This is a genomic window from Acidithiobacillus caldus ATCC 51756, assembly GCF_000175575.2.
Classification (GTDB): Bacteria; Pseudomonadota; Gammaproteobacteria; order Acidithiobacillales; family Acidithiobacillaceae; genus Acidithiobacillus_A; species Acidithiobacillus_A caldus.
Genome location: NZ_CP005987.1, coordinates 1 through 25,984 on the forward strand (window position 1 = coordinate 1; position 25,984 = coordinate 25,984).

A 25,984-nucleotide genomic window follows, 5' to 3' on the forward strand; every position below is an offset into this window, starting at 1 on the left:
ATGTCTGCACCGGAAACGGTTGCGGCACGACGCTCTGCGTCTGCTTGCGCAACCCAGGAACAGATGTTTTATGCCGCATCGCGGCACAACAGCCTGCTCGACCAGCTGTTCCTCACCTTTGTCGAGGACGGCCTCACCCGAGAGGAACTCGAGAAGAACATCCGCCGCCGACCGCACCTGTGGCGCCGGTGGGAGAACTGGCTCGACAAACTCCCCAGCAATCGGAGAACCCAATGGAGATAAAGGGTTTTTTCACCGCTACAAGGCTCCAAAAATTGAGCCATGAGCTCTCTCTATTGGGTCGTGGCGTGGCCGGAGTGCTTGCATACTCCGGCTATACAGACGACCATTATTTGGCTATCATAGAAGGAGTAATTGCATGGGCTCTGGCTCAGGGCGTTGCCACGGCAATCTTGCCGAATGGAGGCACACAATGAGTATCGACAACACCATATTCTTTTCGTCCATCGCCATCTCGGTCATCATCTTCGCCTTGGTAAGATGGCCGATTGGCAGGCCAAGCACCGAGCGGACAAGAACAAGAAGCACGATTCGAACCATTCCGGCGCCTGACGCCGGGATCTTGATAAACCAGCCAGGAAGCGCCTAGCGCTCCTGGCCACCCCACGCCAAGCCCGCGATCACCGCGGGCTTTTTCATGCCCATTTTTCCGGAGGCATCCATGCGAAACCTCGACCAATGCGTCGCGGCGGCCAGGGAGCTATTGGCCATGCCGCGGCCGCAATCCACCCAAAGCATCACAGACCGCCTGGACCGCATCTGCGAGATCCAGCGCGACTATCGCATAACCATAAGGCTCTGCCAGGTCCTCGGGGCCGCGGTGGACTATTGGGAAGAAGCCCAAGAGATCCACAAGAAGCTCTGCCGTTTGGGGCGCGATCTGTTGGCTCAACACCATCAACTGTCCGTCTAGGAGGAGCCGACTCAGGCTTCTCCCCGCGGGCGTCTTCGGCGAAAGTGTCGGGTCAACCTGAAGGCGAATATCCTCAAGCACCCAAAACAGGGACGAGCATCACGCTCTCCCTGAAATACCCATCGCTGGGTATCCAGCAATCCAATCCAAACAGGAGCACATTATGTCTGTCACATATACCTGCAAACGGGTCGCCGCCGCTTTCCGAGACGGTGACGACGTGGTTTACGCTCTCGGGGAAGTCACCTACGAGAGCAATGTTTACCCCCACACGCGGCATCTGAGCACTACCTTCATTGGCAAGTTGCCAGACGCCATTAAAACCGTTTTTGCCTTTGCGGCAGACACGTGTGGGGGCGATCTCAACAGTCCAGACAGGAAGATGACGCCAGAGCGCTATATCAAGTCCGCGCTCAATGCTTTGAAACAGCCACTTCCGCTGGATCCGGACATGCCGCTTCACATTTCCTCTTGGGACAAAGAGACGGTAGACCGCATCCTGAACACGCTCCAGGAGCGAGGCACGCCGGCCATCTTGCGGAATCATTACGATGTTCCGCGTATCAATTGGTTTGTGAAGCTGCCATTCAGCGACGAGGGCAGACCCCTGTTGGAACCGTGTCCAGATTTGGGCTACCAACCAAAGAAATCTGCTGAACTTCCGCAAGTGAATTTTGGCAAGGTGCTCAAACTCCGGCCATCGTCCGACAATTGGTTCGTCCGAATCGATGCCGATGGGAAGATTCTGGGCCGTCCAGAATGGCAATACCGCATCCTGGGCGACTACGTCTCCAGCATTTGGGAGACGGAGTTGACCCATCCCGGAAGCTACAAAAAGCTGATCCCGGCCTTCCGTGACTACCTGCGGGACTTACCGCAATCCGACGTCCTGTGCGTGCTCGATCCGGGTACAAAGTATTACGGCGTGGACGAGATGATCGCAAAGTACGGGGATGGCGAATTCTTGCTTTCGTCGGTGGATCAAGAAGATCTCTACAAGATCTACGCCGCTCTGAAAAGCGTCCGGGAGGTGTGATCGTGGCTTCCATCATCGCCCTCTCGCTTTTTGTCGACGACGAAACGGACCTGGAAGACTTCTCGCTCGGACAGGTCATCGATCTGGTCCAGACCTTGCGTTCCAGCAGCCGAATCATCGATGGAGTATTTTCATCGAAACGGACGATTCCCGAGCTGGACGACAGCGTCGTGAATGAGACCTACGTTTCCGGAGAGGCCTTTGCCAAGAAGTGGGTATGGTACTCACCGTCCGAGCAGGCCAAGACCGGTTACGGGTATTGGTGTACCAAGACGCAGGGCTTTGAGGACCAAAACCTCGCTACCCGCTTTTTACCGCTTCTCGACGAAGCGGCACACGCGCTGGGAGACCGAACAGACCGCGACCTGACCATCGTACAGATGGACTGAAAGCGGGCACGCACCACAATCCGGCCGGTCCAACCCGGCCATTCCAATCGCAGGAGAAAACCATGGCCTATTTATACGAGGCAGAGATCCATGTTGCCCGCTTCCGGCTTTTGCTTGGTCTTGGGTTATCCCAGGAAGCAGAGGCGGAGCTGCTGCAGGCACTCGACGCCTGCGCAGACGCAGCGAGCAATTACGGGTATCACGGGATGGCGCTTCCAGAACACGTCCGTCCAAGCCCAGAGATCGTCGGCGTATGGGAACACTTTTATGACGACGGGGCATCCTGGGCGCAATCGGAAGCGGAAGATTACGCCAAAATGATCGCTTTCACAGAAAGCCAACCTACCGTCCGCCGATTTCACGGCTGAACCTATCGGGAGAGAAAAATGGGAAACACCAACTATGAGGTGGCAGCCTCCGACTGCTTCATCCACGTACTGGCCGACACCGCGGAACGGGCCATGGAGATCGCCCAAAAGGCAGACCCAAAAGCCGAGATTCTCGGCGCGCAGCGGATGCTCGAGGACGATCATTGCGTACATTACGTCGTGATCGGCGGGAATATCCTGGGCTTTCTGTGGGGGGGCACCGGCAAGGCCGGGGTTCTGCGCAGCAAAGACCAGACCGTGCCGGAGGCCTGCGGACCGATCCTCACCATGGGGCGGAGCTTTCGCCCGGCCACGGTCCAGGACTTTCGCGAATTTCGTGTCTGCGTCCAAGGTTGCCCTCTGATTTACTCGGCAAGCGAAGCCGCCATAAACGCGGGTGCAGGCTTCTGGAATAGTCAATTGGGTTTTACCGACCTCGAAGGCGCGCAAGTCTTTTCCGACGACGAGCTCCTCATAAACAATCGTCCCAAAAGCACGGGAGACGATGCCCGGTTTTTCCGCGCTGGGGCATTTCTGTAAAACACCAACGATCAGGAGAAAATCATGTTTTATGAGAAAAAGGTGAATCGCTACAATCGCAAGGCAATGGTGGAGTTTTTGGCTGGACACTTCACCCACGATGGCATTGTCGCCAACCGGGTGAAGTTTTGTTACCTGGGCCTCTCCAAAAAGCTGGAGGACAAGGCCTGGGAGATGCGGTCCGCCGACGTCAGTTATTGGTCCCACATCTGGGGCCCGGTAATCGATTTTCAGAAATCGTGTTTCCACGAATACACGATCTGCAATGCCGGACGCAGCGGCGGATACCTCGCGCTATACCACAGCCAGCTCGTATCGACGGGGTATTGGTCGTATTGCCGGTCCTGCGGGCAGCGCAACTACCGTAAGGTCGCGCCGGCACTACCGGACGCCCCGCTCGAGCGCGCTGTAGCCACCGAGATCCTGAAAAACGGTGGCGCCTGGTCCGATTCGGCGTACCTGGGCCAGGAAGCCATTCGTTCCCTGCCAAACTCCGACGAGGAAAAACTTGCCGTCATCGCCCGGCTCAAGCCGGAATGGAAGGAGTATTCCTCCACCAATCGGTGCGGAGCCTGCGGCGCCGAGGGCGAGGAAGGACGGGTCAACTATCCGACCCCCCCGATGCAGCTGCACACGCGCCAGGGCGTATCCATCGGAGATATCACCAACATGGATATGATCGAGCTCCACCACATGACGGGAATCGTCGCGGACTTTGATCGCGCCTGCGACCAGGTGCGGGAGCAGTTCATCGAACTGCTGCAAAACTGCGAAGTGCGTGAGGAAGTGGTGATGGTACCCAAGACCGTACGCACGTTGCACTGCACCTGCTAATCACCCAATCAACCATAGGGCCGGGAAACCCGGCCCAGAAGGAGTACATATGCGAGAAATACGCTGTTCCGTATCGATTTACCACGCCGATCACCTGAATCGAGCCGAGTTTATCCGGGAGCTGGAATCGCTCGGCTACGATCTGGTATCCACAAACACGGAAACCAAGCCAGACCTGCACGTGGAACTCTCTGGCGAAATGCCAGAGAGCGACTTTGCGGAACAAACCCTGCAGCGCGGCCTGGTACGCCTTGCGGAAAAGTTTAATGTCGATCTTCTCGGCGTGCTGTACGACCAAACCGACCAGGAGCAATACCCCTTTGTGGGTGGGAAAAACGGAGACGCCCGGAGACACCTTGAATCCGAATACGTCGTCCAGGCCGCCATGAAGGCCTTGTCGGATCTGGGGCGGCAATCGCCGCCGAGCCTTGCGCTCGCCATCCATAGCCTGCTGGAGAATCGCCCATTAAGAGCGGTCCTCTATCAGTCGGGCGGCACGAACGAGGGCCTCAAGGCCGAAGCACCAATCCAACTACTGGTCGTCGACGAGAAAGACGCCTATGCCGAGCTGTTCTCGGTCGATGGCAAAGACCAGGAATCGGTTGTGGCGGAGTTTGACGAGTTTTCACAACATTTCTAACCTTTCGACCAGCACCCCCGCCTGGGGGTGCTTTTTTTTGGTCCAGCGTCGGTAAATAGGGCAATTTTGTGGTAAACTGAGTGCTGTTTAATAAGCAAAGGATCAGCAAAAATGGCCGGTGTAAATCGCGTATTTCTCTTAGGGAATCTGGGGCGCGATCCCGAGATGCGCTACCAGACCAATGGGGCCGCTATCGCCACCCTGAATCTGGCCACGTCGGAGACCTTCAAAGACCGGGATGGCAACCGCCAGGAACGCACCGAGTGGCATCGTGTGGTGCTTTTCGGGCGGTCGGCAGAGGTTGCCGGCGAATATCTCAAAAAGGGCAGCTCCGCCTATGTCGAAGGCCGCTTGCAAACCCGCAAGTGGACGGACAAGGAGGGCCAGGAGCGGTACACCACCGAGATCGTCGGTGATCGGCTCCAGTTGATCGGCGGACGCCGGGACGACGCCGACGCCGATGACCGGGGGCACCGGACGTCGCCGCGCGCCGGTCCGAGCAGCCGCGCACAAAGCAACGGAGGCGGGGGCGGAATCCATCAAAATACCAGCGGATTCAGTGAGCTGGACGACCAGGATATCCCCTTTGCGGCCGCTGATCCCGCCGCCGATCCGATGTGTCGCCTTACCCACCGGTTGCGGCGCGTGCGCTTCTAAGGGGCCGGGGATGATCCACGGAGACGAAGCCGACGTGGCTGCCGAGCTGGAGCAGCGTTATCGGGAACTGGCTCTGGCACGGCTGCGCGCCCTGCCAAGCGAGGAGCCGGACGAAGACGCCAACGGCAACCGCTTTTGCCTCGATTGCGGGGAGCCCACCCCCGCCGATCGGGTGGCCGCGGTTCACGCGGTGCGCTGTGTGACCTGCGCCACCCGCCGCGAACGGCTGGCACGGCAACGAGCCCCCGGATAGTATCGCCACAGGGAACGGCCCAGGGCCGCTCCCGCCCGGAATCGAGGCACGATCCGCAACCAGAGGAGAACCATTTTGCCGATCGCCAAACACATCGAAAACCGGTCCGTTGAGACCGAAATAAGCAAGTCCTACCTCGACTACGCCATGAGCGTCATCGTCGGGCGCGCGCTACCCGACGCCCGCGACGGCCTGAAGCCCGTACACCGCCGTATCCTCTACGCCATGCGCGAGCTGGGCAACGACTGGAACAAGCCCTACAAGAAGTCGGCGCGCGTCGTCGGCGACGTGATCGGCAAATACCATCCGCACGGCGACGTGGCCGTGTACGATTCCCTGGTGCGCATGGCACAGGATTTTTCCATGAGCCTGCGCCTGGTGGACGGACAGGGCAATTTCGGCTCCGTCGATGGCGACAGCCCCGCCGCCATGCGCTACACCGAGGTCCGTCTGCAGCGGGTGGCCAACACCCTGCTCGAAGACCTCGACCGCGATACGGTGAATTTTCAGCCCAACTACGACGAGACCCTGCAGGAACCGTCGGTACTCCCGGCAGGATTCCCGAACCTGCTGGTCAACGGCAGCGAGGGCATCGCCGTCGGCATGGCGACCAAGATCCCGCCGCACAATCTGGGCGAAGTGATCAACGCCTGTCTCGCGCTGATCGAGCGCCCGGACCTCGACAGCGACGACCTCTTTTCCTACATCCCCGGCCCGGATTTCCCGACGCGGGCGATCATTCTGGGGCAGCAGGGATTCCGCCAGGCTTGCCGCACCGGCAACGGTCGCATCACCCTGCGCGCCCGCACCGAGATCGAGACCGACAAAAAGGGCAAGACCACGATCGCCGTCACGGAGCTACCGTATCAGGTGAACAAGGCCCGCCTCATCGAGGGCATCGCCGAGCTCGTGAAGGAGCGCAAGATCGAGGGGATCAGCGACATTCGCGACGAGTCCGACAAATCCGGCATCCGCATTGCGATTGAGCTGCGCAAGGAGGCCATCCCCGAGGTCGTGCTGAACAACCTGTACAGCACACCGCGTTGCAGACCAATTTCTCCATCAACATGGTGGCCCTGGTGGACGGGGCACCGCGCACCATCACCCTGCGGGAGGCGCTGGAGATTTTTCTGCGCTTTCGCGAGGACGTGGTCATCCGCCGTACCCGCTTCCTGCTCAAGAAGGCCGAGGCGCGCGCCCACATCCTCGAAGGCCTCATGGTTGCCCTCGACAATCTCGACGAGATGATCAGCCTGATCCGCCAGGCCGAGTCGCCCGCCGCAGCCAGGGACGCCCTGTGCGCGCGGGAGTGGTCGGGGGCCGCCGTGGGCGAAATGCTCATTCGCGCCGGGCGGAAGGCAGCCGGTGCAGTCTACCGCCTGAGTGTCGAACAGGCCCAGGCGATTCTCGATCTGCGCCTGCATCGGCTGACCGGCCTTGAGCGCGACAAGATTCAGGGCGACTTCACCACGACCCTGGCCGAGATCGCGGACCTCGAACGGCTGCTTGCGGATCGGACGGTGCTGTTGGCCAAGATCGCCGAGGAATTGCGCGCGATCCAGAGCCAGTACGCCGAGCCCCGGCGCAGCGAGATCGTGCTCGACGCCGACGACGATTTTGTGGCCGAGGACCTGATTCCCGACGATCCGGTCATCGTCACCCTTTCCCACGCCGGATACATCAAGGCGCTCTCCGCCAACGAGTTCCGCACCCAGAGCCGGGGAGGGCGAGGCAAACTCGCCGCCAGCGTCAAGGACGGGGATTTCCTGGAGTACATCTTTACGACGACCAAGCATGGGGTCCTGCTCTTTTTCACCGACCAGGGCCGCGTTTTCGCCCGCCGTGGGTACCAGATCCCGGAAGGCAGCCGGACCGCGCGCGGCCGCGCCATCCCCAACCTGCTGCCCCTCGATGCCCAGGAAAAGGTAGCCACGGTTTACGCCACCCGTGCGGATGCCGATACCCAGGGAAGCCTGCTCATGGTGACCCGGCAAGGTACGGCCAAGCGCATTGCTCCAGACCAGTTCACCCGGATTCGCAGCACCGGAACGCGAGCGATCAATCTGCGCGAGGGCGATAGCCTGCTGGCGGTGCTGGCAACCCAAGGGGAGGGCGAAATCCTGCTCTTTACCGAGGCGGGAAGGGCCATCCGTTTTGCCGAAGCCGAGGTACGGGAAATGGGCAAAAACGCTGCGGGCGTGCGCACGATCCGGCTGCAGAGCGAGCAGGATCGGGTCACGGCGGCCATTGCCCTGGAACACGCCGAACAGAAGGTGCTGGTCGTGACCAGCGATGGCATGGGCAAGGTCACCACCGCCGAGGAGTTCCGGCGCACGGCGCGGGGCGGGCAGGGGGTCATCGCCGCCCGCAAGCCCATTGCCGGCGCTGCCCTCATCAACGGCGAAGGCGAAGATATCCTGCTCTTGTCCTCCCAGGGCATCGTGACCCGGATCCCGGCCAACAGCATTCGCGAAACCAGCCGCACGGCGCGCGGGGTGCGCCTCATGCGCCTCGACGCAGGAGACCAGATTCTCGCCGTGGAGCGGGTGCCCAACACCGAGGAAGGAGAAGACCATTGAAACCCAACGAAGCGGACCGGGTACGGCCCGACGATCTGCGCTGGCCGCGTAAGCAGGCGGCCAGCAGCAAAGACATTACTCAGACCCTCATCGAGCTCGCCGAGCGCGCCCACAGCGATCGCACCTTGCCCTACGAGGCCTATCTGCAGCGGCTGCACACCCTGCGCCTGGTGGCCGAAGCGCTGGGGGCCGAGCTTCCCGGTACCGCCTGGGCCGTGCGCGTCCCGCGCCGTGGCAAACCCAAAGGAGAATAATTCGTGAGCGAACCATCCTACGACGCTTCCAGCATCACCGTTCTGCACGGCCTCGAGGCCGTGCGCCGCCGTCCGGGCATGTACATTGGCGATACCGGTCAGGAAAGTTCCGGTCAAGGTGGCCAGGGCTTACACCACATGGTCTTCGAGGTCGTCGACAACAGCGTCGATGAGGCGCTGGCCGGGTATTGCGACCAGATCACCGTGCGCCTGCTCGCCGACGGTGGCTGCGAAGTGAGCGACAACGGCCGCGGCATCCCGGTAGACACTCACGCCGAGGAAGGGCGCTCTGCCGCCGAGGTCATCATGACGGTTCTGCACGCGGGCGGAAAATTCGACGAAAGCTCCTACAAGGTCTCCGGGGGTCTGCACGGCGTCGGTGTCTCCGTCGTCAATGCGCTCTCGAGCCGCCTCGAGCTCTCCATCAAGCGCGAGGGCCAGCGCTGGGAACAGGAGTACCGCCGCGGCGATCCGGTCGCCCCGTTGGCCGCCGTCGGCCCCGCGCGAGGTACCGGCACGACGATCCGCTTCTGGCCGGATCCCGAGATTTTCGAGAGTGTGGTGTTTGCCTTTCGCAAGCTGCAGTCCCGCTTTCGCGAGTTGGCCTACCTCAACGACAACCTGCGCATCACCCTGCGGGACGAACGGCCCGGGAAGATCCGCGAGGAAACCTACCACTACGAGGGCGGGGTCGCCGCTTTCGTGCGCGACCTGAATCAGGGCCGTACCCCCATTCACCCGACCATCCTGACCATCAAAGGCGAGCAGGAGGGCATCGTCGTCGATGCCGCGGTGCAGTGGAACGACGGCTACAGCGAGTCGGTCTACCCCTTCACCAACAACATCCCGCAGGCCGACGGGGGCACCCATCTGACGGGATTCCGGGCGGCCATGACCCGCGCCCTGGGGGCGTATATCGAGCGCGAAACCGCCAACAGCAAGTCCAAGGTGGCCGTCGAGGCGGCGGACATGCGCGAGGGGCTGACCGCGGTACTTTCGGTCAAGGTGCCCGATCCCAAGTTTTCCTCGCAGACCAAGGACAAGCTCGTCTCGAGCGAGGTCCGCCCGGTGGTGGAGGCCCTGGTCAGCGACCAGCTCACGAGTTTTCTGGACGAACACCCGGTCGAGGCCCGGGCGATTGTCGGCAAGATCGTCGAAGCCGCCCGCGCGCGCGAAGCGGCGCGCAAGGCCCGCGAGATCACCCGGCGCAAAAGCGCGCTGGACGTGGCCAACCTGCCGGGCAAGCTCGCCGACTGCCAGGAACGCGATCCCGCTTTGTGCGAGATCTATCTCGTGGAGGGCGATTCCGCCGGCGGTTCGGCCAAGCAGGGGCGCGACCGCAAGTTCCAGGCGATTCTCCCCCTGAAAGGCAAGATCCTGAACGCCGAGCGGGCGCGTTTTGACCGCATCCTGTCCTCGGACGAGGTGGGCACCCTGATCACCGCCCTGGGGACCGGGATCGGCGCCGACGAGTTTCGTCTGGAAAAGCTGCGCTACCACCGCATCATCATCATGACCGACGCCGACGTCGATGGCAGCCACATCCGCACGTTGCTGTTGACCTTTTTCTTCCGGCAAATGCCGGCCCTGCTGGAGCACGGCCACATCTACATTGCCCAGCCGCCGCTGTTCAAGATCGCCAAGGGCAAGCAGGAAACCTACGTCACCGACGAGCGGGCCCTTGAACAATTCCTGAAGACCGAAGCGGAAAAAAGCGGGAAGAGCCTCGAGGAAACCAAGGCGGGCTTCACGATCCAGCGCTACAAGGGTCTGGGGGAGATGAACCCGGAACAGCTGTGGGACACCACCATGAACCCGGAACACCGCCATCTCGTCCGCATCACCGTGGACGACGCGGCCATGGCCGATCAGACCTTTGGGCTCTTGATGGGCGATGCCGTGGCCCCGCGCCGGGCCTACATCGAAGAAAACGCCCACTTCGCGGCCCTGGACCTCTGATGCGCGGACCCGCCTGGGCGATGGTGCCCTTGCAGCAGATCCGCGAGCGGCCCTTCTTGCCGCTCATGGCCGGTGCCGTGACCATCTGGCTTGCACTCCTCAGTAGCCCTGTGGCGCGCGAGCTGTCGGCGGATAGCGGCCTGCCGGCCTTCTATCCCATTCTGGCCGGATATTTCGCGCTCTCTTTGCTGGGATTCGGCATTGCGGCACTCCTGTGCCTGCGCGGGGCGCAGGAACCCTGGACACGCGTCGGCAAGGGAACCATGGCGCAGATCGTTGTGCTGGAAACGGCGTTTGCGAGCCTACTCAAAACGTTGATGAACCTTACGCCCCCACCTGCTTGTACTAGCATCGCGAACAAGCTAAACACTTAAGTAGCTAAGGAAGATCTGATCTAGCCGAAGAAGGCATTGCCGTTGATCCAGAATCTCAAAAAAACGCCATGAGGCCCATTGCTGATCGAAATACCACTATTTTCTGGGAGATTCCCAGAATCTGGACGCACCACTCCCTACGCAGCCAGCAGATACCTCCGCAGCATGTACAAATTAGCCAAGGCAAAGAGCGTGGTCAGTTGAGCACCGTTCTTGGCCAGACCCCGATATCTGGTTCGCTGATAACCGAATTGGCACTTCAGCACCCGGAAGGCGTGTTCTCCCCGGGCACGGATCCGGGCAATGGCGCGGTTGTAGCGCTTGAGGGCCGCCAATCCGGTTTTCTGCCCAGGATAGCGTCGCCGCGCTACCGCGTTCCGTATGCCTCGGGCCGCCAGCGTGTCATGCGCCTGGGGATAGTCGTAGCCCCGGTCAGCGAGGACCACCGACTCCTTTCCAGTAAGGAGCCTATCCAGCTGATTCCCTTTCTTGGTGGAGCTCATCTCTGGATCCCGCTTTCGGTCTCGGTTCTTGGTGGAACTCGGGGCGTGAATCCAGGTGGCGTCCACGGTCTTGCCTTCCTGCAGCAAGAGCCCTTTCTCCTGCAACACCGCCTGTACCTCGGCAAAGATGGCCGGAGCCAGTGCGTGGCGTTCCAACAGGCGGCGGGATTTCAGGATGGTCGTCTCATCGGGAACGAAGTCCCGGCCCAGGTCGATACCGACGAATTGACGGAGCAGAGGAACCTCGTACAGGGCCTCTTCCATCCCCGGATCGGAGTAGCCGAACCATTGCTGGAGAAAGTGGATCCGCAGCATCCGCTCCAAGGGCATGGGCTTGCGGCCACTGCCACCCTTGGGATAGTGCGGCTCGATCAAGGCCACAAGCCTGGCCCAGGGAACCACGGCATCCATCTCGGCCAGAAAGCGTTCCCGCTTGGTCTGCTTGCGGCGCCGCGACAGGCTGGGCTCCTCGGCAAAGGTCATCTGTCCGGTCATGGATGGCATCTCCTAGCTACTAGGTCAACCCATTGTATCAGAGGGCTAAATCAGAGGGACCCTAAGAGGTCGCTGAAAAAATATTGAAAAATCTCTTTTGATCGGGATATTCGGTCAAAAGACCCCGGGAAACAGGCGCGGGCGCAGCTGTTTTGTTGTTTTTCTGAGCTTTTGGTAGCCCTTGGACGGATTCCGGACGCACGAATCCCATCAAGCCACTGCCAGTCGCGCCATCCGCACGAGGTTGTACGCGGTGGCCGCCAAGGAGAAGTGCAGACCGACCCGTTCTAAACCACGGAATCGGGTTTTCCGCATCCCTCCCACAGTCTTCATCCAGCCGAAGATGGATTCTATCCGCCGCCGGACGTGGATGCTCATGGCATAGCCCCGGTGGCGAGTAGTCCGGGCATCGATGGCCGAGCCTTTCCGCTTGCGGGCTACATGAGGGGTCACATTCCGGTCCCGGAGATCCTGAACAAAGCCGTGACGGTCATAGCCCTTGTCGGCACCGAGGGTGATGCGCTGGTTCCCGCCCAGATCGTCCACCAATTGGGTAGCGGCATCCACTTCTGCCGTGCCATCGGCGGTGGTCACCTGTTCCCCGGCAATCAATCCATGCCGATTATCCATGAGCACATGACCCAGGTAGGCCAGACGGGACGCCTCTCCGGGAGCCTTCTTGTACAGCCGGGCATCGGGGTCCGTCACCGATGCGTGGGTCTCATTGCTGCGCTCCTGGCCCCGGAAGTCGGAGCCATCACCGCTACGATCTTCGGGATCCTTGGGCTGAAAGGATTTCTGCGAGGCCCAGGCCTCCAACAGCGTACCATCGACGGAGAAATGCTCTTCGGAGAGCAGATTCTGGCCGCGGGCCTGTTCCAGTACGGAGCGGAAGCATTCCCGCACCGTCCCGTGATCCAGCAACCGATCGCGATTCTTAGTAAAGACCGTGGGCACCCAGACCTCGTCGTCCATTCCCAAACCGACAAACCAGCGGAACAGCAGGTTGTAGTTGAGTTGCTCCATCAGCTGCCGTTCCGAGCGGATGCTGTAGAAGACCTGCAGGAGCAGTGCGCGCAGGAGAAACTCCGGGGGAATGGAGGAGCGACCGTAGCTCGAGTACATCGTGCTGAAGTGGCTATCCATCTCCGCCAGGGCGCGATCCACGATAGCCCGGATCGCTCTCAGCGGATGGTCCTGGGGCACCCGTTGCTCCGGGGAAACGTAGCTAAATAACCCTTGGGTCTCTACCTTGGCTCCACGCATCTTTCCACCCCCCGCTGCACCATTTTGCCCAGTATACCACTGACTTTTTCAGCAGCCTCCTAAATACTTGAACAACTGTGGTAGTAATCGAGGTAGATTACGCAGACTTTCGAGAACCAAAAACCGGTTTTCTCCAAAAACAACTTTGGCATATCGATCTGCATGTGGATCAATATTAACGCAAAACATCTGCACTCGACGTCGGCGAGCCTCGATCACCGCATCGCGCGCATCGAGTAACAAATGATCAGGATCGAAGACGTCAATATCCGAGGGCTCACCGTCGGTCACGATCACTATCGCCCGATTGTGCGTACCCCGTCCGAGCAATGACTTGGTCGCATGTCGTATTGCCGTACCCATCCGTGTTGAATAACGTCCTTTAAACCCTGCGAGGCGCGACTTAGCCACTGCATCAAAAGGCTCTTCGAAGCGCTTGGCAATTTGGTAATCCACCAGATGACGTCCTTGGGATTGAAACCCAGCCAAGGACACCTCTAAACCGAGATCGATCGCAGCCACTGCAAACAGAAGAGCCAATTCACGGGACAGCTCCAGCATAGGACGGCCAGTAAATGTATCGAGCCTGTTCATCAATTCGGAAAGATCAAGAAGTAACGACAACGCAAAACCCCGATCGTAATCGGGCCAGGAATGAAGGAGAACGCGCGGGTCTGGCGCTTTGCCGTTCCTGATATCTGCCATCACCATCAACGCCGCGTCCAGATCCAGCTCATCCCCAGTTTCTTGTTTACGCAATAAGCGAAGGCGCTGCCTGCGCAAGCCACCGAACCCGCGACGCAACTTGGACAACAACGATGGATTCTTCGCAATAACCGCAGACGCCCAATCTACCTCACCAATTTCTGCGTTTCGTTCGTAGACGACAGACCAATTCTCGCGTTTGACACCCAGCCGGGCGAACCACTCCGGATATCGTTCTGGATGGCTTTCCTCTTCTTCGCGGGTTTGTAAGAAGGCCAATCGCGCCTCCTCAGTAACCTCCTCTATTCGGTAGCCTATCTCATCACCTTTAGATATCCACGGATATTCGGTAACAGCCAATCGCTGTCCTACGACAGTTTCCGCCAACTGCGGGCCGCATTGAAAGTGCTTAGTAGCCTGATCGGCAGTTAATACCTAATCAAACAGTTGGCGTTATTCTAACCATAGATGCTGATTGTCATCTCGGTAGATGGCACCCGTTGGGAGACCGTCTTCATTCATCGGAAGACGCATCTGCCCGATGTCCTGGGCTAAGCGCAAGCCAATTTCTCGGGACACCGCTACGCCATCGGTTTCACAAGAGTTTTCCTGAAAAAGTGCAATTGCTTTACGCACCAGGAAGTCATCGTCCGTGGAGATCTCCAGCTCCAGCAAACCACGGGAAAGACGCCACATCAGAGTCGCAAAAGGCGTTGGGTCCGGGGGCATCGAAGGGTGTAGATCCAACCAGAGCTGGCGTAACCTCGGGAAGCGTAAAAACGTGAGATACTCAACTCGAGCATCCTCAACTAGCTCGATCAGATATCGCTGTCGCGCACTTAGTGTCTTGGGTCTCAACGGTTGACTATCCATGCGGCGAGCTGCGGCATGCACTGCAGATGCGATGTAGACTTCTTGCGCGGTCACATGCCCTTGTTGAGTCATTTCAGATGGCAGTCGGATGTACGTTCGATCGATGCATGGTCGATCCGTAGCGCCAGGGTTAGTCGCGGGCATAGCGGCCAGATCAAATGGTTTGCCCCACAGTGCGATCAGATAAAGATACAATACATCCCGCGCCTCATTAAAGGAGCGAGATGGAGAAGCAGATGTTGCATTTATCTCTTTATGCACGACATCGGCCAGCGAAGACTGATCAAGACTCGGCAGGCCGAATTTATGCTGCTAGAACATCGCGCCATCGCCGTTAATATATTGAAACTATATTCTCTATTTATGGCGACAAAGATCTGATTCAATCGGAATACCCTGGATCGGACATTCAGCTGTGCCGGGTGACGAACGGGTAATATTCTCAACGTTCTCCCGCGCCTTCTCTGGGTCCGTGATCCATGTTTTATAAAATTCAAAAGGGCACTCATAAGCACCATTCACGTCTTCGCCTGAGTTGATCATCCCAGTGTAACCGCGGTGTAGAAGCTTGAATAGATGATTCTGGCTCTGCCAGTTCTTGCGCGCATCGCGAATCTGCGTTAAGGACAATTCTGCGTACTGTATGCCGTATTCCTCTTCACCACACTCACCAAGTGTACGACCGTCAAAACCTACGATGGCGGAGTGTCCAAAATAGGAATACACACCATCGAAGCCGGTCGCATTAGCCACGGCGACGTAAGTATTGTTCATCCAAGCCATAGCTTTTGCGACCATGACTTGCTGATCCTTCGCCGGATACATATAACCCTGACAACGAACGATCAGTTCGGCACCCTTCATAGCACAATCCCGCCAGATTTCTGGATAGTTGCCGTCATCGCAGATGATCAGACTAACTTTCATTCCTTTGGGTCCTTCGCTCACATAAGTCCTTTCACCAGGATACCAACCTTCAATTGGGCACCAGGGCATGATCTTGCGATACTTCTGCACGATTTGCCCCTGGTCGTTGATCAGTATCAGTGTGTTATAGGGTGATTTGTTCGGGTGTTCTTCATGACGCTCACCCGTCAGCGAGAACACACCCCAAGTCCTCGCCTGGCGGCAGGCAGTCGAAAAGATTTCAGTCTCATCGCCCGGGATGATTGACGCTGTCTCGTACATTTCTTTCGGATCATACATTATCCCATGGGTACTGTACTCTGGAAAAACTACAAGGTCCATGCCCGGTAGACCCTGTTTCATGCCCACGACCATATCTGCAATCTTATGTGCATTTTCCAAAACCTCAGCCCTGGTATGCAGGCGGGGCATCTTGTAGTTAACGACAGCGACACCTACGGTGTCTGAACTGGAGGAAATATCACCATGACGCATTACTCTCTCCTTTTTGACAAGGCACGCAAATTAACTATCTTAATCTTAGGAAGTTCAACCGCACTGCGCTTCCCATCGTATTATATGGTTACCGGCTACAATCTGCTCCAATTGTGGGATGATAGAATCTATGGCTGCCGGCTCATCAAAAAATTCCAACACCAGAGGTAGATGTATATTGAGTCTCAGAATATCATCTGCGTGAACGGTTCCTCTGCTACCAAACCCCGCAATACCCCGAAACGCGGTCACACCGAGAAGTCTGTAATGATCATGCATCATGCGAAATATTTCCTTCATGAGAATTTGTCCATCTTGTTTGTCTCCTTCTCGCATATAAAACCGCACTACCGATATCGTCCTCACTTTCCGCCCCTCAGATGCTCCGCGAAAACCAGGCTCCGGAAAATGCCGCCGCTACACACAAAAATAAGGTTCTTCGACGTTTCATGTGGGTAGCCGGAGATCGAGCTTACCCAGGATGAGATAGGCCATATTGATGAAGTTCTTGTGGGTGCGGTAGCCACGGGCCTTGGCCTTGGCAGACTGCAGGAGGCTGTTGAAGCCCTCCAAGATACCGTTGGTGATCTGGCTCTCGAACCAGCGGAGGATGCCATCCCAGTGGTTCATGAGGGTGTAGGTGACTTTGACCAGAGGGGGTAGTCCGCTGGCCTTGGCGTTTTCCATCCAGGCCTTGAGGAGCACAGCGCCCTGGTGGCGATTCTGGATCGTGAAGATTTCTTGGAAGGTCAGGCGGAACTGGTAGGCCTGGGCCGTCTTGAGGTTCTGGTTCTTGAGGAGCTCCTGGAGCTTGGCGCTCTGCTTGGCCGAGAGCTTTCCTGGATTCTTGAGCCAAAGCCAGCGGCTCTTCTTTAGGTCGGGTTGGGAGTACACCTCTCCCTTGCGCACGACGTCCACGGCCTCATTGATGAGCTTCATCAGGTGAAAGCGATCGAAGGTGACCTGGGCGTTGGGTAGGTGTTCTGCGGCACCTTTTTGGAAGGCTGGAGAGAGGTCCATGCTCACCTCCGCAATAGCCTCGGAGTTACCACCATGGGCCTGCAGATCTTCGCAGAACTTCTCAAAGGTCTGAGCATCCTTGCCTGGGGTGGCGAAGAGTAAGCGCTTGGCCGCCAGGTCCACGAACAGGGAGATGTAGTCGTGGCCGCGCCGGCTGTTGGTTTCGTCGACACCGATGGCCTGAACCTCCGACATGTCCACCGCCTCGCGGGCTTTGGAGACATAATGGTCGATCACCCGCCAGAGTCGCTGGTCCGTCTCCCGGACCAATCGGGAAACCGTCAACACCGGCATCTCCCGGACCATGGCCATGACGAGAGCCTCGAAGAGCAGTGTGAATCCTGAGCCTTCCCGCGCCCAGGGGACGGGCACCAAATGCACACCGTGTTCCGGGCACTGGACCCGCGGCACCCGAGCATGGAGGTAGGCCGCATGCTGGAAGAAGTCGAGGTGGCGCCAGACCTTCTCCTGCGTGTCATGGACGGGACAATCCTGACCGCAGACCGGACAAGGGAAGTGGCTACCTCTTGAGAAGTTCACATAGAGGTCCAGGCGCTTCTCCTCCACCGTAAACCGAACCGCGTCCACCGCCCACGGTGGAACTAGGCCCAATGCCAGCGTGAACAGCTGATTCCCTTGGTCCATAAATCCCCTCGGCTTGCTGACCGCTCCACTAGGCAATCATACCGCCTTACCCACTCAAAATGTCGAAGAGCCACCCATAACATGGACCAGAAAAAGCCGATATCTCCGCTTCCTCCCAAAACCTTGGGGCCGAAGTAGGAGAGGAGCCAAAGTCCGATAAAGTACGGAAAGATCCAGGTGATATTGTAGAAACCGGACATGCCTGAGTTCTTTCCACGTATGAGGCGCAAGACCCCGTAGACGATCAGTATCGCAAACAAGGCACCAAAAATATAACTGAGGGCCTGGAATCCTCCCCAAAAAGCGACCAACGAAGAAAGGATAAAGGCGATCGGAGCGATCACCGGAGCAGCCCAAAGACGAAAGGGGCGCTTGAGATCGGGTACCGATCGGCGTAACTGCAAGAGCACGATCGGCCCGATCCCATAGGTGATGACGGAAATGGTGGTAATGAACCCCACCAACTTTTGCCAGGATGGGATGGGAAGGGCAGGAAATAGAGACAGCCAATCGCATAGGCGACGATCACCCCCACCCAAGGGACACCCGAGGGGCTGATTCTCGTGAAGACACGCGGACCCGCACCGACCTCGCCATTGGCGACCACCGCACGGGCCGCTGAAGTGCCGTAAACCAAGGCAGTCCCTCCCGGCGATATAAGGGCATCCGAATAGATCAACACGGCCAACCAACCTATCCCCAGGAGCGAGGCGATGGCGGCGAAGGGACCGAAGAGCCCTGGGAAATTCAGCTTCTGCCAGCCTTGGCTAATCTGATCCGGTGGCATCGCGACCAGAAAGGCCCACTGCAGCCCTATGTAGATAATAGCGCCAATTACGATAGCCCCGATCACGGCTCCGGGGATATGACGACCGGGATCCTTCGCTTCGCCACCCAACTCGATCGCTTGGCGAAATCCCAAGTAGCTGAAAACGATTCCCGAAGACGCCACGGCCACGAACATTCCGTGAAAACTGCTCTTCCAGTGCAGTATCTGGAGGTTTTCAGGATGATAGCTAGCGCTAACCAAAACGATAATGGTGAGAATCGGTATGGCCAACTTCCACCAACCGAGCCCGGAGAAAAGCATGGCTACCCTTCGGATGCCCAGAAAGTTGAGCACAAACATCGCTCCCAAGAGCAGCACCGCTGCGATCAGTCCCAAACCGCTCAGCAAACCCGTATTGCCTTGGAGCAATCCTGGCACGTAGTTGTTGGCGTAAGTGAGCACCGCAACCACCTCGACAGGTGCGATGGCGATATAAAACATGAACAGTAGCCAGGCCCATATTTTACCTAACAGATCCCCATGCACCACATTAGCGATATGCGCAGCCGCACCGGCACGAGGAAAGAGTGGTCCGACCTCGGCGTAGGTCAGCCCCAGTAGCAGAATGGTGAGGGCACCAACAATCCAGGAGCCGATACTCAACGGCCCAGCGATCTGGGCAGCATCTAAAGGACCAAAAAGCCATCCCGAACCGATGATACCCCCCAAACTCGCGAAAATCAGGCCAGAAAATCCGACCTCCCGCTTTAATTTTCCTACCATAGCATCATTCCTCAATGGTTAGGCTCAGACTCTTGCCTCAGAGAAAGAATCCGGTATTGATCATGGCCACGAATTGATTGGGTTGATTCCCATTCTGTCCGAACGCTTCACCCGGAGCGATGTGATAGGCGTGGACATAACTCAGTTCACCCTCGATAAACCAGTGCTTGACCTGATAGATTGGTGTAAGGGTTAGCCCAACCGCCCGGCTCCCCGGACCATAGCCCATTTCATTCCCTTGGAGGACAGTTCCTGCGTCGTTATAAAAGGCCGGGGTCGCCACCGGTGCCGCGTCACTGTATGCCATATAATCTAAGCGGGCGCTGATAGAGTAGTTCGGTGTAAAGGCATAATTTGCATCGATGCTTGCGCCGTACTGATTCCCATCCCCACCGGGGTTACCCAGCTGTGCGCCGTTGGTCAGTCTCTGGTATTGCAGGTAAGCGAACAGATTGAGGGCGCTGCCACTGTAGTTGTAGCCCAAAAGGTAAAAGTCCGAATTGTCCAGTGGACCGGAGTAATCGGTGTGGCCGGCATTACCGCCTCCTTGCACAATAATGGTGCTTACTGCACTGGGTGCATAGGTGAGCTGGCCAACGACCCAGTTAAAACGCTTAGAATAGTAACCATCGGTCCAGGCTACTGAGGCTGAGAAAGGACCCCTGCTATAGTTCATCTGGATGCCACGGGAGATCGTTTGCTGTTGCCAGCCGTCTAATCCAAATTGAATGTTATACGAGCTCGTAATTAAATCTGTAAGCGGCGTGATGCCTGTAATAGCCGCGAGCTTGCCAATCTGGATGTTGAAATTCTTGTCCGGCGTAATCTGCACATAGGCGATGGGCAACGGTCCGAACGTATTGCTTATGGTCGTTCCTGTAGAACTCGCAGGCTGGCCGATTCCGTAAAAGTTGTAGGCACCGGCCTCGAGGTAGAACTGTAGCAGTCCATGTGTCTTGGCGACCGTTACCAAGCCATCGGTAACGTCAGCGCTAAAGTATTTACCAGCAGGACCCGAAGCATCGTACCGATTGCTCTGTGCCCGGCCGTTAACACTTAGTAGGCCGCCTACGCTCACCTCACCCAAGGGGCCGGCGTTCACGTCGACTGTAGGGGGAGTTGAGGTAGCACGGCAGCAAATGCAGAACTCGAGAGAAAACAGCCTATGATTGCCGCAAATGTCCGATGAAACGTCATTTTAGCCTCCTAATCGTGCATCAGATCAATGAACATGCCTTATGGTGGTGCATCAATGCTAATTTATCGTGCGGTGCTGCACCAACAGCGCACAGACACACGGGGAAAGAACTACCAACTGCCGGCGTTAGTAACCACTGCAGGATGCATGCCATCATCATCCCGATACCGTACAGTAGTTCGCGACAGGAAGGGTGCTCGACTCGGCGCTCAACCACGGCGATGCCTTTCGAGACGATTCCGCAGCGATCAGATGGTTCCGACGCATCCGGCTTAAAAGGCCGCATGCTGTTGGAACTGCGTTGTTGCCAGAGGGCCAGGGCTTTCGTCGGCAAGCCCTCTGGCTACCGCGTCTTCTGTCGAGCCGTCCCTATGCAGAGGATCAAAATACTGCCTATGGATCACGCGATGAATGGAACCGAGATCTTGTTGTAGGTGATCCAGATATTCGTGAAGTACGGCAGAATTTAGGTCCGCAAGATCCAATTGGTCCAGCCGCTTACGCCCCCGGCGCAATGCTCCCTGGGCGGCCGAGTTGGCGGGCAGAGTGGCCAGAGCGACTTCCATTTCCCCGAGGCAGTGGTAGACCGTCCGCGGGAATTTGCGATCTCGGATGAGAAACTCGACCACTTCGTTGCCACGCACCTCGACGGACACGTGGCGCCGATACATCTCAAAGGCGCTCATGGCGCGTAAAACCCCGATCCAGAGGCTTTCGCTGAGGGTTGCTTGTAACTTATCCCTTTGGGGAAGAATAACCGCTGTCGTGACGTCCACAATGCGCGTGGTCATGTCGGCGCGCTCCATGTTCCTTCCAAGTTTGACGAACTGATAGGCGGCATCTTGGCTCATGGTTCCAACCAGGAGGCCCACGAGGGCATGACGCCTGGCAATTACCTCACTCAAAAACGCGTACCGATCGTGTCGGTTGCCGATCGAGGCACTGGCATAATCGCGGACGAAAAGAAAAAGGGAGTTGAGGCGCTCCCAAAACTCGGAGGGAAGGATTTCCCGAAATGTCCGACTATTCTCTCGAGCCTGGTGAATACAGGAAACAATAGCGCTAGGGTTACGTTCATCCGCGATCAAGAACCCCATGATCCGTTGCTCGTCGAGGTTTCCGTAGCGCGTTTCGTAGAGTTCGGCGATACCGGCAATCCGAAGCAGTATATCCCAACCAAACTCGGCTTTTGGGGGCAGATCGAGCAGCAGCAAAGTAGTCGCATTGATCAGACGCGCCATATCCTCACTCCGCTCCAGATATCGGGCCATCCAATATAAATGCTCGGCTATGCGGGAAAGCATGGTAGGTCTCCGAGGTCCACTATCCACGTATCTTTGGAACCACCGCCTTGGGAACTGTTGACTATAAGCGATCCCGATTGCATTGCTACCCGGGTGAGCCCGCCTGTAGTAACGTATAGTTCGTCCGCCTGCAGAATGAAAGGACGCAAATCGATATGTCGAGGCTCTAGTCTATCGCCCACCAAGGTTGGTGCGGTGGAGAGCGCGAGAGTGGGCTGGGCTATGTAATTGCGCGGATCCTCCTGGATACGTTGTGCAAAGCGATGCCGCTCCTCGGGCGTGGCTCGAGGGCCGATGAGCATGCCGTAGCCACCCGACTCGTTAGTGGGTTTTATCACCAGTTCGTCGAGGTGCTCCAGCACGTACGCACGATCCTCCTCGCGCATGCACAGGTAGGTGGGTACATTGGGCAGGATGGGCTCCTCGTTGAGATAGTACCGAATCATGTCGGGAACGAAGGCATACACGACCTTATCGTCTGCCACACCCGCGCCGGGTGCGTTGGCGATGGCAACGGTGCCTTTTATCCAGGCGCGCATGAGTCCGCGCACGCCGAGCACCGAATCGGAGCGGAAAACCTCCGGATCCAGATAGTCGTCGTCAATCCGGCGGTATATGACGTCCACACGTTGCGGGCCGCTGACGGTCTTGAGGTAAACGATATCGTCCCGACCTACAAAGAGATCCGTCCCTTCGACCAAGAACGCGCCCATCTGTTGGGCAAGGTAGCTGTGCTCAAAATAGGCCGAATTGTAAATTCCCGGTGTGAGAACGACGATAATGGGACGGGATCGAGCGCGAGGCGAGATCGCAGCCAAGGTGTCGTAGAGGCGGCTGGTATAGTCATCGATCGGCAGGGGCTTGCATATCTGGAAAAGTTCGGGAAACAGCCGCTTCATGATTTGGCGGTTTTCGAGCATGTACGAGACACCGGAAGGTACCCGGAGGTTATCCTCCAAGACATAGATGGTCCCGTCGCTATCGCGTACGAGATCACTTCCGCAGATGTGCGCCCATACACCCAGGGGCGGGTGAACGCCGCGACAGATAGCACGAAAATTGCGGGAGCTTTTCAGAACGGCTCGGGGGAAGACACCGTCGTTGACGATAGACTGCGCGTTATATAGGTCGTCAATGAAGCAATTCAATGCCCGCACCCGCTGTTTGAGACCGGCCTCAATACGTTGCCACTCATTGTACGCCAGCATTCGTGGAACGACATCGAAGGGCCAGGCCCGATCGATGTTGCCGGCTTCCGTATAGACGGTGAAGGTGATGCCCATGGCGAGAATGGCTGCTTCCGCGGCCTGGCGTCTTGCCTTGATCGTGTCGATGCCCAAATGCGCGAGGTGAGAGATCAAAGTTTGGGCCACAGGCCGTGTCTGCCGCTCTGTGTTGATGAGTTCGTCATAGGCCGTTTGATGGCTGTAGTACTCTGAGAGCAGATCCATACCTTTCCTCTATGGAGCTCACGGTGTGGGCTCTAGTCCTGTTGTCCAATGACGCAATAGGCGTGCCATACCACGGGGACGAATCGGATCTGTGAATAGAACGCTTCTGGAGAAACGATTCTGGGTGTTTTCCCTATATAGGTGCATAGGTGCGCTACCCTAGTGCTTCGCGCCATTTGGTGGTGCTGGTCGGCGCAGATCCAAAACCGTGGGGTAATCGGGATTGCCTTCTTCGGGAGGCGTGTCTCCCAGGGACCATCGAGGATCGTCGGTAAGCGGTGCGTCTCCTGAGCTGCGCTTGGTTCCGAGGGTAACGTCGGGATTCATGCCCGATACATGTCCAGTGGAGGTAAAACGGCTGTGGCGACGTGCTTCGGCTTCCCAGGCGTTGATGGGCGGGTGTTCGTAGTGATGCCCGCCGGGATGAACGACGTGATAGGTACATCCACCGATGGACAGGCCATTCCAGGAATCCACAAGATCGAACACCAAAGGAGAGTGGACGGGAATCGTTGGATGCAGCGCAGACGGGGGCTTCCACGCGCGATACCGCACCGCTCCCACATAGTCGCCGGTGCGTGCGGTGGGGCGCAGAGGAACGCGTCGTCCATTGCACGTGAGCGCGTAACGCGCGGGATTCAGTCCAACCACGCGCACCTGGAGACGTTCCACCGAAGAATCGACGTAGCGAGCGGTACCCCCTGCGGTGACCTCTTCTCCGAGAACATGCCACGGTTCGAGGGCCGCCCGGAGCTCTATGCGGCTATCCCCGATTTGGACCTCGCCGTATCGCGGAAAACGAAACTCCAGGAAGGGCGCAAACCATTCGCTCTCGAACGAGAGGTCGTGCGCGCAGAGATCGGCCACAATCTCGTTCAGGTCCTCCCAAAGGTAATGCGGCAGCATGAAGCGATCGTGTAGCTCCGTACCCCAGCGGATGAGCCGATGCCGGTATGGGGCCTCCCAAAAACGCAAGATCAAGGCCCGCACCAGGAGTTGCTGGACGATATGCAACCGCGCATGGGGAGGCATTTCAAAAGCGCGCAGCTCGACCAAACCTTGCCGCCCGGCCGGGCCGTCGGGGGAATACAATTTATCGATACAGATCTCTGCACGGTGCGTATTGCCACTGACGTCTACAAGCAGATTCCGAAACAGTCGGTCCACAAGCCACGGCTGGGGAATTTCGCCGACCGGGGTTTGCGCAAACGCGATCTCCAGCTCATATAGGGCCTCGTGTCTAGCCTCGTCGATGCGGGGGGCCTGACTCGTTGGACCGACAAAAAGACCGCTAAAAAAATAGGAGAGGGCGGGATGGTGTTGCCAAGAGGTAATGAGGCTTTGCAGGAGATCTGGGCGTCGAAGGAAGGGGCTGTCGAGCGGTGTTATCCCCCCAAGGGTGATGTGGTTACCGCCACCCGTACCGGTATGGCGTCCATCGATCTGAAATTTCTCTGCGACCAGGTGCGATTGCCGTGCTGCGGCGAAAACCCCCTCCGATAGGGAGACGATTTCCGACCAGGACCGCGCCGGATGCACATTGACTTCGATTACCCCAGGATCGGGGGTGACCAGCAATTTTTCCACGCGCCGATCTTTTGGCAGAGGATAGCCCTCCACCACAATGGGCATTTGCAGTTCCGACGCGGTGGCCTCAACGGCTGCCAACAAGGCAATCGCCGGTTCGAGCGTTTCAGTCGGCGGCAAGAAAATATAGAGACCACCCGTGCGAACCTCCGTGGTCAGAGCGGTACGTGGAACCGGTAGAGGAGAGCTATTCGGGTCCCGATCTTGAACTAGAGATACGTCTGTGTGCGCACTGCCCGAGTCATGGAGATCGCTGAGGGGGGCAATCGGCGCGAATGGGTCGTTTTCGACTACGATATCGCGTTTCTGCGGATCGACCCAGGGGAGGCTGTCCAGGGGCAAGCGTAAGCCGAGCGGTGAGTTGCCGGGGAGCAGGATGAGGCGGCTTCGCCGAAAGGTCCAGGCCCCCGAATACCAGCTGGACCGACGGATATCCCAAGCGATGGGCAGGACAAAGCCTACCGGGAAACGCAGATCCTTGGAGAGCTTCTCCGCCAGAGCGCGGCGCTCGTCGCTATCGGCGAGGTCGTGTGTGTCCAGATCGAGGTTGGCCGGTAGCGTGGACTCCCGATACAGATAGTACAGGGTGTCCTCATAGGCAGGCTGAATGAACGGTTCCGGAATACCTAAACGTCGCGCTAGTGCAGAGAGAAAGCGTTCGGCGTCTGCCCGAGTTCGGCCGTAGTCGGTACCCGCCACGGCGAGAAGGGAGGGGTCTTGCCACAGGGGTACGCCATCCTTGCGCCAGTACAATCCCAATGCCCAGCGCGGAAGTGCTTCGCCGGGGTACCATTTACCCTGCGCAGAATGCAGCAGGGCTCCGGAGGTGAAGCGATCTTGCAATGCGCGAATAAGGGTTTCGCCCTTCTGGCGCTTTTCGGCACCCAAAGCCTCGAGATTCCACTCGGGTGCCTCTGGGTTGTCCAGAGACACAAAGGTTGGCTCGCCTCCCATGGTCAGTCGTACATCCCCAGCAGCGAGCCGCGTATCGATGCGTTCCCCGAGTTCCACGATATGGGACCATTGGCGGTCCGTGTACGGCTTGCTGACTCGGGGGGATTCCCGAATGCGCGCTACGGTATTGTGAAAAGAAAAATCCACCGTACACGGTTCCGTAGAACCGACAGAGCTATGGTCAAGATTGGTGTATGAGCATTTGCTAACACG

25 protein-coding genes and 1 pseudogene are annotated in these 25,984 nt (G+C 58.0%); 14 read left to right on the forward strand and 12 right to left on the reverse strand.

Annotation, left to right across the window (positions count from 1 at the left end):
* From ACAty_RS13670 to ACAty_RS13745, 14 genes and pseudogenes are all read left to right on the forward strand, one after another.
* The gene (locus ACAty_RS13670) at positions 1 to 243 is read left to right on the forward strand and encodes a hypothetical protein (protein ID WP_226823132.1); all 243 of its coding nucleotides are present in this window, start codon (positions 1 to 3) and stop codon (positions 241 to 243) included.
* Between the two features lie 439 nt (positions 244 to 682).
* Positions 683 to 934, forward strand: a complete 252-nt coding sequence (locus tag ACAty_RS13680) for a hypothetical protein (protein WP_226824455.1) — start codon at positions 683 to 685, stop codon at positions 932 to 934.
* 163 nt (positions 935 to 1,097) lie between these two features.
* Positions 1,098 to 1,970 (forward strand): hypothetical protein, encoded by an 873-nt coding sequence (locus tag ACAty_RS14985; protein ID WP_051620877.1) that lies wholly within the window; start codon positions 1,098 to 1,100, stop codon positions 1,968 to 1,970.
* A 2-nt stretch (positions 1,971 to 1,972) separates the two neighbouring features.
* Positions 1,973 to 2,359 carry a hypothetical protein gene (locus tag ACAty_RS13695; protein WP_004868193.1) on the forward strand — a complete coding sequence of 129 codons (387 nt, stop codon included), beginning with the start codon at positions 1,973 to 1,975 and terminating at the stop codon, positions 2,357 to 2,359.
* Between the two features lie 62 nt (positions 2,360 to 2,421).
* Positions 2,422 to 2,727: a hypothetical protein gene (locus ACAty_RS13700; RefSeq protein WP_004868191.1), complete on the forward strand. Its 306-nt coding sequence runs from the start codon at positions 2,422 to 2,424 to the stop codon at positions 2,725 to 2,727.
* An 18-nt stretch (positions 2,728 to 2,745) separates the two neighbouring features.
* Positions 2,746 to 3,267, forward strand: coding sequence for a hypothetical protein (locus tag ACAty_RS13705; protein ID WP_004868189.1), 522 nt, complete (start codon positions 2,746 to 2,748; stop codon positions 3,265 to 3,267).
* Positions 3,268 to 3,291: 24 nt separating this feature from the next.
* On the forward strand, positions 3,292 to 4,101 hold the full coding sequence (locus tag ACAty_RS13710) for a hypothetical protein (protein ID WP_004868186.1): 810 nt from the start codon (positions 3,292 to 3,294) through the stop codon (positions 4,099 to 4,101).
* A gap of 49 nt (positions 4,102 to 4,150) precedes the next feature.
* On the forward strand, positions 4,151 to 4,741 hold the full coding sequence (locus tag ACAty_RS13715) for a hypothetical protein (RefSeq protein ID WP_004868184.1): 591 nt from the start codon (positions 4,151 to 4,153) through the stop codon (positions 4,739 to 4,741).
* A gap of 111 nt (positions 4,742 to 4,852) precedes the next feature.
* Entirely contained in the window at positions 4,853 to 5,398 is a 546-nt protein-coding gene (locus ACAty_RS13720) for a single-stranded DNA-binding protein (RefSeq protein WP_004868180.1), read from the forward strand.
* Positions 5,399 to 5,408: 10 nt separating this feature from the next.
* Positions 5,409 to 5,651, forward strand: a complete 243-nt coding sequence (locus tag ACAty_RS13725; protein WP_040131303.1) for a TraR/DksA C4-type zinc finger protein — start codon at positions 5,409 to 5,411, stop codon at positions 5,649 to 5,651.
* A 72-nt stretch (positions 5,652 to 5,723) separates the two neighbouring features.
* A pseudogene (gyrA, locus tag ACAty_RS13730) lies at positions 5,724 to 8,230 on the forward strand (DNA gyrase subunit A).
* A complete protein-coding gene (locus ACAty_RS13735) occupies positions 8,227 to 8,484 on the forward strand; it encodes a hypothetical protein (RefSeq protein WP_040131306.1) in 258 nt (85 codons plus the stop codon). Before gyrA ends, ACAty_RS13735 begins: the two are co-directional and overlap by 4 nt.
* A 3-nt stretch (positions 8,485 to 8,487) precedes the next feature.
* On the forward strand, positions 8,488 to 10,443 hold the full coding sequence (gene gyrB / locus ACAty_RS13740; protein WP_040131308.1) for a DNA topoisomerase (ATP-hydrolyzing) subunit B: 1,956 nt from the start codon (positions 8,488 to 8,490) through the stop codon (positions 10,441 to 10,443).
* Complete coding sequence (locus tag ACAty_RS13745) at positions 10,443 to 10,817, forward strand: hypothetical protein (protein WP_004868161.1); 375 nt, start codon at positions 10,443 to 10,445, stop codon at positions 10,815 to 10,817. The genes gyrB and ACAty_RS13745 overlap by 1 nt, the downstream gene beginning before the upstream one ends.
* 137 nt (positions 10,818 to 10,954) lie before the next feature.
* On the opposite strand, the gene ACAty_RS13750 is transcribed toward ACAty_RS13745, so the two are convergent.
* The 12 genes from ACAty_RS13750 to ACAty_RS13805 all read right to left on the reverse strand — a co-directional run bounded on the left by ACAty_RS13750 (position 10,955) and on the right by ACAty_RS13805 (position 25,918).
* The gene (locus ACAty_RS13750) at positions 10,955 to 11,803 is read right to left on the reverse strand and encodes an IS5 family transposase (protein WP_169737332.1); all 849 of its coding nucleotides are present in this window, start codon (positions 11,801 to 11,803) and stop codon (positions 10,955 to 10,957) included.
* Positions 11,804 to 12,025: 222 nt separating this feature from the next.
* A complete protein-coding gene (locus ACAty_RS13755; RefSeq protein ID WP_040131310.1) occupies positions 12,026 to 13,081 on the reverse strand; it encodes an IS5 family transposase in 1,056 nt (351 codons plus the stop codon).
* Between the two features lie 48 nt (positions 13,082 to 13,129).
* The gene (locus ACAty_RS13760) at positions 13,130 to 14,146 is read right to left on the reverse strand and encodes a nitric oxide reductase activation protein NorD (RefSeq protein ID WP_153801860.1); all 1,017 of its coding nucleotides are present in this window, start codon (positions 14,144 to 14,146) and stop codon (positions 13,130 to 13,132) included.
* A 93-nt stretch (positions 14,147 to 14,239) separates the two neighbouring features.
* A complete protein-coding gene (locus ACAty_RS15980; protein WP_153801861.1) occupies positions 14,240 to 14,920 on the reverse strand; it encodes a hypothetical protein in 681 nt (226 codons plus the stop codon).
* A 96-nt stretch (positions 14,921 to 15,016) separates the two neighbouring features.
* Positions 15,017 to 16,060 (reverse strand): aliphatic amidase, encoded by a 1,044-nt coding sequence (locus ACAty_RS13770; RefSeq protein ID WP_040131316.1) that lies wholly within the window; start codon positions 16,058 to 16,060, stop codon positions 15,017 to 15,019.
* Positions 16,061 to 16,114: 54 nt separating this feature from the next.
* Positions 16,115 to 16,426 carry a DUF190 domain-containing protein gene (locus tag ACAty_RS13775; RefSeq protein WP_040131318.1) on the reverse strand — a complete coding sequence of 104 codons (312 nt, stop codon included), beginning with the start codon at positions 16,424 to 16,426 and terminating at the stop codon, positions 16,115 to 16,117.
* Positions 16,427 to 16,507: 81 nt separating this feature from the next.
* Entirely contained in the window at positions 16,508 to 17,725 is a 1,218-nt protein-coding gene (locus ACAty_RS13780) for an ISL3-like element ISAtc2 family transposase (protein WP_014002536.1), read from the reverse strand.
* Between the two features lie 340 nt (positions 17,726 to 18,065).
* The gene (locus tag ACAty_RS13785; protein ID WP_004868141.1) at positions 18,066 to 19,277 is read right to left on the reverse strand and encodes an APC family permease; all 1,212 of its coding nucleotides are present in this window, start codon (positions 19,275 to 19,277) and stop codon (positions 18,066 to 18,068) included.
* A gap of 37 nt (positions 19,278 to 19,314) precedes the next feature.
* The gene (locus ACAty_RS13790; protein ID WP_238323834.1) at positions 19,315 to 20,379 is read right to left on the reverse strand and encodes an outer membrane beta-barrel protein; all 1,065 of its coding nucleotides are present in this window, start codon (positions 20,377 to 20,379) and stop codon (positions 19,315 to 19,317) included.
* Positions 20,380 to 20,747: 368 nt separating this feature from the next.
* The gene (locus ACAty_RS13795) at positions 20,748 to 21,779 is read right to left on the reverse strand and encodes an alpha-E domain-containing protein (RefSeq protein WP_040131320.1); all 1,032 of its coding nucleotides are present in this window, start codon (positions 21,777 to 21,779) and stop codon (positions 20,748 to 20,750) included.
* A complete protein-coding gene (locus tag ACAty_RS13800) occupies positions 21,764 to 23,230 on the reverse strand; it encodes a circularly permuted type 2 ATP-grasp protein (protein ID WP_004868127.1) in 1,467 nt (488 codons plus the stop codon). Before ACAty_RS13800 ends, ACAty_RS13795 begins: the two co-directional genes overlap by 16 nt.
* Positions 23,231 to 23,389: 159 nt before the next feature.
* Positions 23,390 to 25,918 carry a transglutaminase family protein gene (locus tag ACAty_RS13805; RefSeq protein WP_004868125.1) on the reverse strand — a complete coding sequence of 843 codons (2,529 nt, stop codon included), beginning with the start codon at positions 25,916 to 25,918 and terminating at the stop codon, positions 23,390 to 23,392.
* Positions 25,919 to 25,984: the final 66 nt, after the last annotated feature.